Annotated in this window: 10 protein-coding genes and 1 pseudogene; 6 read left to right on the top strand and 5 right to left on the bottom strand. The window is 67.0% G+C overall.

Annotated features, from left to right (window positions below; genetic code table 11):
- Positions 1-207, top strand: a pseudogene (locus ACODSU_RS06765) (IS1595-like element ISAte2 family transposase); the annotation flags it as partial.
- A gap of 12 nt (positions 208-219) precedes the next feature.
- On the opposite strand, the gene lolD reads toward ACODSU_RS06765, so the two are convergent.
- Together lolD and ACODSU_RS06755 are read right to left on the bottom strand one after the other, a co-directional pair.
- Complete coding sequence (lolD, locus tag ACODSU_RS06760; RefSeq protein ID WP_488841010.1) at positions 220-930, bottom strand: lipoprotein-releasing ABC transporter ATP-binding protein LolD; 711 nt, start codon at positions 928-930, stop codon at positions 220-222.
- Positions 923-2,176 carry a lipoprotein-releasing ABC transporter permease subunit gene (locus tag ACODSU_RS06755; protein ID WP_056646585.1) on the bottom strand — a complete coding sequence of 418 codons (1,254 nt, stop codon included), beginning with the start codon at positions 2,174-2,176 and terminating at the stop codon, positions 923-925. The genes lolD and ACODSU_RS06755 overlap by 8 nt, the downstream gene beginning before the upstream one ends.
- An 80-nt stretch (positions 2,177-2,256) precedes the next feature.
- Between ACODSU_RS06755 and ACODSU_RS06750 the strand changes: the two genes are divergently transcribed.
- Both ACODSU_RS06750 and recJ read left to right on the top strand, forming a co-directional pair.
- Positions 2,257-3,219 (top strand): phosphoglycerate mutase, encoded by a 963-nt coding sequence (locus ACODSU_RS06750; RefSeq protein ID WP_488841008.1) that lies wholly within the window; start codon positions 2,257-2,259, stop codon positions 3,217-3,219.
- Positions 3,216-4,940, top strand: a complete 1,725-nt coding sequence (gene recJ / locus ACODSU_RS06745) for a single-stranded-DNA-specific exonuclease RecJ (protein ID WP_488841006.1) — start codon at positions 3,216-3,218, stop codon at positions 4,938-4,940. Before ACODSU_RS06750 ends, recJ begins: the two co-directional genes overlap by 4 nt.
- Positions 4,941-4,992: 52 nt before the next feature.
- Here recJ and ACODSU_RS06740 read toward each other — a convergent pair whose 3' ends face one another.
- On the bottom strand, positions 4,993-5,448 hold the full coding sequence (locus ACODSU_RS06740; protein WP_488841004.1) for a tautomerase family protein: 456 nt from the start codon (positions 5,446-5,448) through the stop codon (positions 4,993-4,995).
- Between the two features lie 127 nt (positions 5,449-5,575).
- Positions 5,576-7,348 carry a methyl-accepting chemotaxis protein gene (locus ACODSU_RS06735; protein ID WP_488841002.1) on the bottom strand — a complete coding sequence of 591 codons (1,773 nt, stop codon included), beginning with the start codon at positions 7,346-7,348 and terminating at the stop codon, positions 5,576-5,578.
- 217 nt (positions 7,349-7,565) lie between these two features.
- Here ACODSU_RS06735 and ACODSU_RS06730 point away from each other — a divergent pair, with 217 nt between their 5' ends.
- Together ACODSU_RS06730 and ACODSU_RS06725 are read left to right on the top strand one after the other, a co-directional pair.
- Entirely contained in the window at positions 7,566-8,423 is an 858-nt protein-coding gene (locus tag ACODSU_RS06730) for a 3',5'-nucleoside bisphosphate phosphatase (protein ID WP_060984573.1), read from the top strand.
- A 97-nt stretch (positions 8,424-8,520) separates the two neighbouring features.
- Positions 8,521-9,156, top strand: a complete 636-nt coding sequence (locus tag ACODSU_RS06725) for an L-threonylcarbamoyladenylate synthase (protein ID WP_056060901.1) — start codon at positions 8,521-8,523, stop codon at positions 9,154-9,156.
- A 142-nt stretch (positions 9,157-9,298) separates the two neighbouring features.
- Here ACODSU_RS06725 and ACODSU_RS06720 read toward each other — a convergent pair whose 3' ends face one another.
- Positions 9,299-10,447 (bottom strand): methyl-accepting chemotaxis protein, encoded by a 1,149-nt coding sequence (locus ACODSU_RS06720; RefSeq protein ID WP_060984561.1) that lies wholly within the window; start codon positions 10,445-10,447, stop codon positions 9,299-9,301.
- Between the two features lie 253 nt (positions 10,448-10,700).
- On the opposite strand from ACODSU_RS06720, the gene ACODSU_RS06715 reads away from it, so the two are divergent.
- Complete coding sequence (locus ACODSU_RS06715) at positions 10,701-11,369, top strand: site-2 protease family protein (RefSeq protein ID WP_099729566.1); 669 nt, start codon at positions 10,701-10,703, stop codon at positions 11,367-11,369.
- Positions 11,370-11,413 lie beyond the last annotated feature (44 nt).

Here is an 11,413-nt window from a genome sequence, read left to right as displayed (position 1 = left end):
AGAGGCCCCTGGCATGTCCAGAACGTCAATGCCTATGTCAGCAGGCTGCGCGGGTAGATGCAGCACTTCAAGGGCGTTGCAACGAAATACCTTGATTCGTATCTGGGCTGGTTCAGGATGCTGGACCGATCAGGCTCCGCGGGGCTGCGGCCCGCGATGGTGCTGGGTGCGGCCATGGGAAATCAAAGTGTCACTAGCATTCGCTAGAAGAGCCCAAAATCACCCCAAAACCCCAGACACCAACCGCATCACACGGTCACACCGCGCCGCCAGCGACTCATCGTGCGTCACCATCACAAACGCCGTCCCCTGATCCCGCGCCAACTGCAGCATCAAGTCAAAAACCCCGTCAGCCGTACTCCGGTCCAGATTGCCCGTAGGCTCATCCGCCAGCACGCAAGCCGGCCGCGTCACCAACGCCCGCGCAATCGCCACCCGCTGGCGCTCACCACCCGACAGCTCGGCCGGCCGGTGCATCAGCCGCTCCTTCAAGCCGACCGACGCCAGCACCCGCTCCGCCTCCGCATGGCACTGCGCCAACGGCAGACGGCGAATGCGCAGCGGCATCGCCACGTTGTCCAGCGCACTGAACTCCGGCAGCAGATGGTGAAACTGGTAGATAAAGCCCAGGTGCTGGTTGCGCAACTGCCCCTGGCGCTCTGCCGACAGCGACGACATTTCCTCGCCCTTCAGGCGCACGGTGCCCGCCGTGGGTGCGTCCAGCCCGCCCAGCAGGTGCAGCAAGGTGCTCTTGCCCGAGCCCGAGGCACCCACAATGGCCAGCGTTTCGCCCGCATGGATCTGCAGGTCCACGCCCTTGAGCACGGTCACATCCAGGCGGCCTTCGGTAAAGCGTTTGGTCAGGCCCTTGGCTCCCAGCACCACCGGGTGAGCGTTGTTTTTATTGTTGTGGGAGGTGGGATTACTCATAACGCAGCGCCTCGGCAGGGTTCACACGGCTGGCGCGCCAGCTGGGGTACAGGGTGGCCACAAAGGCCAGCACCAGCGAGATGACGGCGATGGGCACGATGTCGCTGCTCTGCGGCTCGCTGGGCATCTTGCTGATGAGGTAGATGTCCTTGGGCAAAAAGCTCGCGTTCAGCGCGCGCTCGATGGCCGGCACGATCACGTCGATGTTGAACGCGATGCCAAGGCCCAGCAACAGGCCGACCAGCGTGCCGATCACGCCCACCATCGCGCCCTGCACCACAAAGATGCCCATGATGCTTTTGGGGCTGGCGCCCAGCGTGCGCAGGATGGCGATGTCGGCGCGCTTGTCGGTCACCGTCATCACCAGGGTGGAGACCAGGTTGAATGCGGCCACCGCCACGATGAGCGTGAGGATGATGAACATCATGCGTTTTTCCAGCTGCACCGCGGCGAACCAGGTGCGGTTTTGCTGCGTCCAGTCGCGGATCAGCAACTGCCCGCTCAGGGACTGCGCCAGTTGCTGCGCCACTTCGCGGGCCTGGTGCAGGTCCTTGAGCTTCAGGCGCACGCCCGTGGGGCCTTCCAGGCGGAAGATGCGCTGCGCGTCCTCATGGTGCAGCAGCACCAGGGCCGAGTCATATTCGTAGTGGCCGGAGTCAAACGTGCCCGCCACCGTCATCTGCTTGAGGCGTGGCACCACACCAGCCGGCGTCACCTGGCCGGCGGGCGCAATCAGCGTCACCGGGTCGCCCACCCGCACGCCCAGGGCACGGGCCAGCTCGCCCCCCAGCACCACGCGGAACTCGCCGGGCACCAGCAGGTTCAGCGTCTTCTCGTTGGTGGCGGCCAGATCGGTCACCGCGCCCTCCAGGGCCGGGTCAATGCCGCGCACCAGCGCCCCCTTCATGTCTTCGCCACGCGCCAGCAGGGCCTGGGCCGCCACAAAAGGTGCAGCCCCGATCACATTCGGGTTCTTCTTGGCCTCGGCCAGGGTGAGCGCCGGGTCGGGCAGTGCGGCCCCCAGGGGCGCAAAGATCTCGATGTGCGAGACCACGCTGAGCATGCGGTCGCGCACGTCCTTCTGAAAGCCGTTCATCACCGACAGCACGATGATCAGCGCCGCCACCCCCAGCGCGATGCCCAGCATGGACACGCCCGAGATGAACGAGATGAAGCCATTGCGCCGCGTGGCGCGGCCCGCGCGGGTGTAGCGCCAGCCCAGGGCCAGTTCGTAGGGAATTTGCATGGATATGGGAAGAAGGGCCTGCGCGGTGCGGAATGCGCGCCACAGGCGGGGCAGATTGTGGCATCCCGGACAATAGAGGGATGTCGGACACCACCCATTTGCTCATTCCCTACGCCGCCAGCGCCTCGCCGGGATGCCAGCAAGCCCAACAGGGCCTGGCCCTGCCCCACCTGGACCGGCTGCTGGCCCGGCTCAGCCCCCGCCCCGAACACAGCGACACCGGCGAAGAAACCAGCTTCTCAGCCCCCCATGAACGCGCCCTGGCCCGCGCCCTGGGCCTGCCCGCGCAGGACGGCCGCATCCCCTGGGCGGCCTGGCACTGCCACCAGCAAGGTCTGACCACCCACGGCGAGGCCTGGGCCTTCGTCACCCCCTGCCAGTGGCAGGTCAGCACCGACCACGTCACGCTGCGCGACCCGGCGCAACTGGGCCTGGATGAAGCTGCATCCCGCGCGCTGCTGGCCATCGTGGCGCCCTGGTTTGCCGAGGACGGCATCACCCTGCACTACGACCAGCCCACGCGCTGGCTGGCCAGCGGGCCGCTGTTTGCCGACCTGGCCACCGCGTCGCTGGAGCGCGTGCTGCTGCGCGACGTGCGCGCCTGGATGCCCGATGCCAAACAGGCCCGCACCCTGCACCGCCTGCACAGCGAAATGCAGATGCTGCTGTACACCCACGCCTTCAACGAGGAGCGCTCTGCGCAGGGGCTGCCGGTCGTCAACTCGTTCTGGGTGCACGGCACGGGCGCACTGGCTGGTCCACCGCCCGCCACCCCATCCACCCCACCGCCCCACATGCCCACCACTCTGCGGGACGCCGCCTTGCGCGACGACTGGCGCGCCTGGGCCAGTGCCTGGGCCGCGCTGGACGCCGGCCCCGTGGCCGACCTGCTGCGCCAGGCTGAAAGCGGCTCGCCCGTGCAGTTGACCCTGTGCGGCGAACGCAATGCGCTGGGCTTCCACACCGCTCCGCGCAGCCTTGTGCAGCGGTTTCAAGGTCTTTTCCGCCCCATGCGCTGGTCGAACATGCTGGTGCAGCTATGAAAATAATAGCAAGAGACATTCCGCCCCGCGCCGCCTGGGCGCTGGAGCAGGCCGGCGTGCACCCGCTGCTGGCGCGCCTGTACGCCGCGCGCGGTGTGCGGGCCAAGGACGAGCTGGACGATGGCCTGGGCCGCCTGCTGCCGCCCAGTGGCGACCAGGGCTTGAAGGGCATTGACGCCGCCGCACGCCTGCTGGCCGATGCCATGGCGCAGAACCAACGGCTCATCATCGTGGCCGACTACGACTGCGACGGCGCCACCGCCTGCGCCGTGGGTGTGCGCGGCCTGCGGCTGCTGGGCGCCCAGAACGTGGACTACCTGGTGCCCGACCGCGTGACCGACGGCTACGGCCTCACCGCCTCGATCGCCCGCCGCGTGGCCGAGCGGGGTGCCGACATGCTCATCACCGTGGACAACGGCATCGCCAGCGTGGACGGCGTGGCCGAGGCCAAGGCGCTGGGCCTGCAGGTGCTGGTGACCGACCACCACCTGCCCGGCACCGAGCTGCCTGCGGCGGACGCCATCGTCAACCCCAACCAGCCCGGCTGCCCGTTCGAGAGCAAGTCCATGGCCGGGGTGGGCGTGATGTTTTATGTGCTGCTGGCCCTGCGTGCCGAGCTGCGTGCGCGTGGCGTGTTTGACGCCGCCACGCAACCCAAGCTCGACCCCTTGCTCACCCTGGTGGCGCTGGGCACAGTGGCCGACGTGGTCAAGCTCGACGCCAACAACCGCCGCCTGGTCGCCCAGGGCCTCAAGCGCATCCGCGCGGGGCAGATGCCCGCGGGCATCGCCGCACTGTTCCACGCCGCCGGCCGCAAGGCGCCCGTGGCCACCACCTTCGACTTTGGCTTTGCCCTGGGCCCGCGCATCAACGCTGCGGGCCGCCTGGCCGACATGACGCTGGGCATCGAATGCCTGCTGACCGACGATACAGGCCGCGCTGCCGAGCTGGCCGCCACACTGGACGGCATCAACCGCGAGCGCCGTGACATTGAAAGCGGCATGCGCGAACAGGCCATGCTGATGGCCGAGAGCCTGTTTGACGAGAGCGAGGAGCCCCCGCCCGCCATCAGCGTGTTCGACCCCGACTTTCACGAAGGCGTGGTCGGCATCGTGGCCAGCCGCATCAAGGACAAGCTGCACCGCCCCACGTTCGTGTTTGCAGCCAGCAGCGCGCCGGGCAAAGAGCACGAGCTCAAGGGCTCGGGCCGCTCCATCCCCGGCTTTCACCTGCGCGACGCGCTGGACCTGGTGGCCAAGCGCCACCCGGGCGTGATCCTGAAGTTTGGCGGCCACGCCATGGCGGCAGGCTGCACCGTGGCCGAGGAATCGTTCGACGTGTTTGAGCAGGCCTTTGCCCAGGTGGCGCAAGAATGGCTGGACGCCGCCACCCTCACCCGCCGCATCGAAACCGATGGCCCGCTGGCCCCGGAATACTGCCGCGCCGACATCGTGGACACCCTGCACCGCGAGGTCTGGGGCCAGGGCTTTGCGCCGCCCACCTTCAGTGAAGAGGTGCAGATCGTGAGCCAGCGCCTGGTGGGTGAGGCCAAGAACCACCTGTCGCTCAAGCTCATCCACCAGGGCAACCCCGTGGACGCCATCTGGTTCGGTCACACCGAGCAGCTGCCCGCCCGGGTGCTGCTGGCCTTCCGCCTGGATGTGAACGAGTGGAAGGGCGAGCGCAAGGTGCAGTTTTTGGTCGAAGGTGCGCAGGTCTAGCGCGCCACGGCTCAAGCCTGCATGGGCCCCCTGCTTCGCTGGCGGATCACCGTTACTGGCTCGCCGCCTTGGCCCCAATTACGAGAACCTGTTTGAGGCATTTTCGGGGTCGCACAAGTCCCTTGCCGGGATGGGATGCTAGGCGCGGTGCGCTGCCAATAGCCCATGCTATTGGCAAGAACCGCAACGCCGCAGACCGCCCGGCAAGGCACTTGCCCGAAGGGTTGGAGTGAAATCGGGCGATTGAACGCCCCGGCTGCTTGCATGGGCACGAGCCCACGCGGCGCATCCGAAGCATCCACTCCTCCCGATTGCACTCCAATGCGATCCCCGAAAATGCCTCAAACAGGTTCTGCAGATCCAACTCGTCGATGATGACGGTGACACTTTCCGGCCGCTTGTCCAGCACCTGCTGCATGAGCTGGGTCACGCCGGCAATCAAGGCGGCTTTCTGAGCGGCTGTGGTGGGCACATCGCGGCGCGCTAGGCGGATGTTGACCAGGGGCATCGGAGAGTCCTTTCAAGGTGCACCAAAACAAAAGGCAGCTCGCGCTGCCTTGCTGTCAATTCGGCCGGAATACCGACCAAAAAAATAGCTGCCAGCGCTTGATGGTCATGCGCTGGCCGCTATCGATTTAGAAGCTTTCCCAATCATCATCGCTGCCCTGCGCAGCCGCCTTGGCTGCGGGCGCTGGGGCTGGTGCCTTGGCTGCAGGCAGGCGCGCCGGGGCAGGCGCTGGGGCCTTCGGCGCAGCGGCCGATGCCACGCGGGGCGCGCTGGTCGTTGCCTTGGCCACGGCGGGCCGTGGTGCGGGGGCAGGTGCTGCGGCGCGGGGCGCCGCTGCCGGCGCCCGGGTCGCCACCGCGCCCACGTTGAACACCGACACCACCTCTGCCAGGTGCTGCGCCTGGTCGCGCATCGAGGCGGCTGCGGCCGTGGATTCTTCCACCAGCGCCGCGTTCTGTTGTGTCATCTGGTCCAGGTGCGTGACCGCCTGGTTGACCTGCGCGATGCCGTCCCGCTGCTCGGTGGCCGAGGCGGTGATCTCGCCGATCAGGTCGCTCACGCGCTGCACGCTGGCAACGATCTCTTCCATGCTTTGCCCGGCCTGTGCCACCTGGGCCGAGCCCGATTCCACGTTCTCCACGCTGGCGCTGATCAGGGTCTTGATCTCCTTGGCGGCCTCGGCGCTGCGCTGCGCCAGGCTGCGCACTTCGCTGGCCACCACCGCAAAGCCTCGGCCTTGCTCGCCCGCACGGGCGGCTTCCACCGCAGCGTTCAGCGCCAGGATGTTGGTCTGGAAAGCAATGCCGTCGATGGTGCCGATGATGTCGCTGATCTTGCGGCTGCTGTCGGTGATCTGCTGCATGCTGGTGACCACCTGGCTCACCACTTCGCCGCCCCGTGCTGCCGCTTGGGCGGCCGTGCCAGCGAGCTGGTTGGCCTGGCGGGCCGTGTCGGCCGACTGGCTCACGGTGGCGGTGAGTTGTTCCATGCTGGCTGCCGTCTCTTCCAGGTTGGAGGCGGTCTGTTCGGTGCGCGCCGACAGGTCGTGGTTGCCGTTGGCAATCTCCACCGACGCCGACGAAACCGAGTCCACCCCCTGGCGCACTTCGCTCACCACCCCGCGCAGCCGTGCCGACATGGCCGACAGCGAGCGCAGCATGTGGCCAAACTCGTCCTTGCGGGTGGATTGCAGTTCGCGCGTCAGATCGCCTGCTGCAATGGCATCGATGGTCTCGACCGCTTCGTTCAGCGGCAGGGTGATGGAGCGCACCAGCTTCCAGGCCAGGAACAGGCCGACTGCCATCAGCACCATGGAGCTGATGATGCCGGTGATGGCGTATTCAATGCGGCGCTGGGTGGCTTCGGCGCGGATCACGTCGCGGCGCTTTTCGAGCGTGGCCACAAAGTCGTCCTGCGCCTTGAGGTACTTGGTGACCAGGGGGGCGAATTCCTCGTCCGCATAGCGCTGGGTGGCCACAGCGTCGCCCGCGCCCTTGAGCTCCCAGGTCTTGGCGGTGGCGGCCAGCACGGCCTTGCGGGCCTCCAGCACCTTGTCGAGCGAGGCTTTTTCCTCGGGCGCGGTGGCAGCCGCCACGATGCCTTCCTGCACCTTGTTGATGTTGCCAATGATCTCCTTGACCTTGGCACCGTATTGCTCAGCCAACACGGAATCGGTGGTCACCGCGCCGCCCATGACCATGGTGACGGCGGTCTCGGTGGCACCCCGCCAGCGCACGGCAGCCGAGATGCGGGCCTCGATCTCGACCACGGCATCCATGGCCGCAGACATCGACGAGTTGCCGCGGTTCTGCGCAAACGCAGACAGCAGCAACATGGCAATCATGAGCCCCAGAAAGGCGCCCCACAGCTTGCGGGAGACGCGGATATTGTCAAATTGCATGGCTCTTTTCCTCGTGGATCGTTCTTCTTGGTCGGCCGTTCGCCACCATGAAACATTCGATTACATCCAATGTCGGCCGTAAGCCTACGCCAGCCCGTTGCCTCAACAGGCCTCGGACCCATCGGTACAAACCCGCATACTCATCGGTACCAGCACTGCTGCAGCGCCTGGCAGCCCCGCCCCGGCACGCTGGCGGCGCAAAGCCTAAAATGGGCTGGTGACTTCCATCCTCAACGCCGACCTGCACTGCCATTCCGTCGTTTCCGACGGAACCCTCACGCCCGAAGACCTGGCCGCGCGGGCCAAAGCCAACGGGGTCGAGCTGTGGGCGTTGACGGACCATGACGAAATCGGCGGCCAGCACCGCGCTGCTGCTGCTGCCCGGGCCCAGGGCATGGCGTACCTCACCGGCACCGAGATTTCGGTCACCTTTGCCGACACCACCGTCCACATCGTCGGCCTCGGCTTTGATCCCGACGACGCCCAGCTGGCCCAGGGCCTGGCCGCCACACGCGGCGGGCGAGGCGAACGCGCACAGGAGATGGCGGCCCAGTTGGCCCAGGTGGGCATCAAGGGCGCCTACGAAGGCGCGTTGCAGTTTGTGGGCAACCCGGCCCTCATCTCGCGCACCCATTTCGCGCGGTTTCTGGTCGAAACCGGCGTGTGCAAAGACACCTCCGAGGTGTTTCGCAAGTTCCTGACCGAAGGCAAACCCGGCTATGTGCCCCACCGCTGGGCCAGCCTGGGCGACGCCGTGCGCTGGATCACGCAGGCGGGGGGCATGGCGGTAATCGCTCACCCCGCGCGCTACAAGTTCAGCGCCAACGAAGAATTCGCACTGTTCTCCGAGTTCAAGCAGCACGGTGGCCGGGCGGTCGAGGTCGTCACGGGCAGCCACAGTGCGGCCGAGTACGTGACCTATGCCGACATGGCGCAGGAGTTTGGCTTGGCCGCATCGCGCGGCAGCGACTTCCACAGCCCCGACGAATCGCACACCGACCTGGGCACGCTCCCATTGCTGCCCGGTGCACTGACCCCCGTTTGGGAACTGCTGTCCGACCGGATTTTGCGATGACCTTGCGCTGCCGCAGCCGCGCCAGCCGCCCCCTGGACGACCTGCCGCCCGGCAAGGCCCCCACACTCAGCGCCACGCATCACTGAGAACCCGCCCCATGGCCCAGTACTTCGAAGCCCATCCCGACAACCCGCAACCTCGGCTGCTCAAGCAGGCCGCACTGCTGCTGCAAAAGGGCGGCATCGTGGCCGTGCCCACGGACTCCAGCTACGCGCTGGTCTGCCACCTGGACGACAAGGACGCAGTAGACCGCCTGCGCCGCATCCGCCAGGTGGACGAAAAACACCACCTCACCCTGCTGTGCCGCGACCTGTCGGAACTGGCCAACTATGCGCGGGTGGACAACCGCCAGTACCGCCTGCTTAAGCTGGGCACGCCGGGCCCCTACACCTTCATCCTCGAAGCCACCAAGGAAGTGCCCCGCCGCGTGAGCCACCCCTCGCGCAAGACCATTGGCCTGCGGGTGCCCGACCGCAAGGGCCTGCAGTTGCTGCTGGAGCTGCACGGCGCCCCGCTGCTGGCCACCACGCTGATCCCAGCGGGCGAGACCGAGCCCCTGAACGACCCGCAGGAAATCCGCGAGCGCTACGAAAAGCTGGTGGATGCCATCGTGGATGCCGGGGCCTGCCCGCTGGAGCCCACCACGGTGGTGGACCTGACCCCCATGGGCACCGGCGGCGACCCGGTGGTGGTGCGCGAAGGCCGGGGCAGCCTGCAGGCGCTGGGGCTGTAAGAGCCCCTTAAAAAAGCCCGCTGAAAGAGCCCGCCGCAAGAGCGGCACCCCGCCCGATACATTCGCCGCCGTCCAGCGCTCTTCGCCCTGCCGCCGGTAACGCGCCTTGGAGGGGAGAGCCGCGCGGCGGCTCAGAGCGTCGTCAGAGCTTGAACGCTCCGACCGCCTGCTCCAGGTCGCGGGCCTGCGCCGACAGGGCCGACGCCGTGCTCACCGCATGCTGCACCAGCGAGGCCGTCTCCTGCGTGCTGCCGTCCATGTGCGAAACGGCCACGTTGACATGGCTGATGGCTTCGCTCTGCTCGCGCAGGGCGGTGGAGATTTCGCCCAGCAGCGCGCTGACCTGGCCCACGGCGCCGACGATCTCTTCCATGGTCTTGCCCGCCTTGCCCACCTGACCAGCGCCGCTTTCGACCTGTTCGACCGACGCGCTGATCAGCGCCTTGATCTCGCGCGCGGCCACCGCGCTGCGCTGGGCCAGGTTGCGCACCTCGCTGGCCACCACGGCAAAGCCACGGCCCTGCTCGCCAGCACGGGCGGCCTCCACAGCGGCATTGAGCGCCAGGATGTTGGTCTGGAAGGCGATGCCTTCGATGACCTGGATGATGTCCACGATCTTGCGCGAGCTGCCGCTGATGGCCTGCATGGTCTGCACCACCTCGCCCACCACCGACCCACCCTGCTCGGCAATCGCCGACGCCTGCACGGCCAGGCCGCTGGCCGAGTGGGCGCGCTCGGCGTTCTGGCGCACGGTGGCCGTCAGCTGCTCCATGCTGGCCGCCGTCTCGGTCAGGGACGACACCTGGTCTTCCGCGCGGCGCGACAGGTCGGTGTTGCCGTGGTCAATGTCTGCCGCAGAGGCGGTGATGGAATCGGTGCTTTGCTTGATGCGGGACACCAGGTCGGTCAGCGTGTCTTCCATGGTGCCCAGCGCGCCCAGCAGGCGGCCAAAGTCGCCCTCCAGGTCGGAGTTGAACTCCTGGCTCAGGTCGCCAGACGCCACCGTTTCGGCAATCAGAATGGCCTGGTTGAGCGGCGCCACGATGCTGGCGCGCAGGCTGAGCGTGGCCACCAGGGCCAGCACAAACACCACCACACTGCAGCCGATAACCCAGTTGCGCGCACTTTGCAACTGTGCCAGCGCCGCCTGGGCCGGGGGCGTAGCGCCCTGCAGCGCCTGCTCGGCACCGCCGATGCCGGACAGCGCCATCACCATCAGCAGCAGCACGACCAGTGCGAGGCCGCCAAACGCCAGCAACAGGCGCGTTCCGATCTTCAAGTTGTTCCACATGGCTTAAATGTCTCCAGGCCTGTTGTATGTCGTTGTGGGAGGGGCCGCCGCGCAGCGCTGCGCCAAAAGGCACGAACTTGCACAAACTGGCACGGGCTGCGGGCAAGAGGTTGATGCTAACAACGAACACCCCGCCCGGAGACCCGTCGGCATACGTACAACCCACAATACGCAGCCGCCCCCGGGCGGCTGAACACCCGCCGGGTCACCCTGGCAATGCCGGGGACAGCGGGGCGTCTGAGACAATCCCAGCGTGGACACCTCCAATCTCATCCAAACCGTTCTGATCTACGCCCTGCCGGTGCTGTTTGCCATCACCGTGCACGAGGCGGCCCATGGCTACGCGGCGCGCCACTTTGGCGACAACACCGCGTACATGATGGGGCGCATCACCCTCAACCCCTTCAAGCACATCGACCCGGTCGGCACCATCCTGATGCCGCTGCTGCTGTACTTTGCAACCTCGGGCGCCTTTTTGTTTGGCTATGCCAAGCCGGTGCCGGTCAACTTCGGCAATCTGCGCAACCCCAAGAAGCACATGGTGTGGGTGGCCCTGGCCGGGCCTGCGTCCAACTTCATCCAGGCCATCGCCTGGGCCGTGCTGCTGGTGGTGCTGGTGGGCACAGGGATTGAGGAGCGCTTCTTCCTGGAAATGGCACGCGCCGGGGTCATGGTCAACCTGGTGATGTGGGCCTTCAACCTGTTTCCGCTGCCGCCGCTCGATGGCGGGCGCATCCTGGTGGGCCTGTTGCCCTGGCGGCAGGCGCACATGGTGTCGCGCATCGAGCCCTGGGGCTTTTTCATCGTGATGGGCCTGGTGATCGCCGGGGTGGTGGGCACGCTGTGGCTGCGCCCCCTGATGGCCGTGGGTTACACCGCCATCAACCTGTTGCTCACCCCGCTGACGGCCTTGCTGCGCTGAGCGCAGCAGAAGCCCGCCACTTCCTGTTCATTTGATCTGCTGAG

It is taken from the genome of Acidovorax sp. FG48, assembly GCF_057809085.1.
The sequence above is the reverse complement of the archived record's forward strand: the minus strand, read 5'-3'. Positions and strand labels throughout refer to the sequence as shown.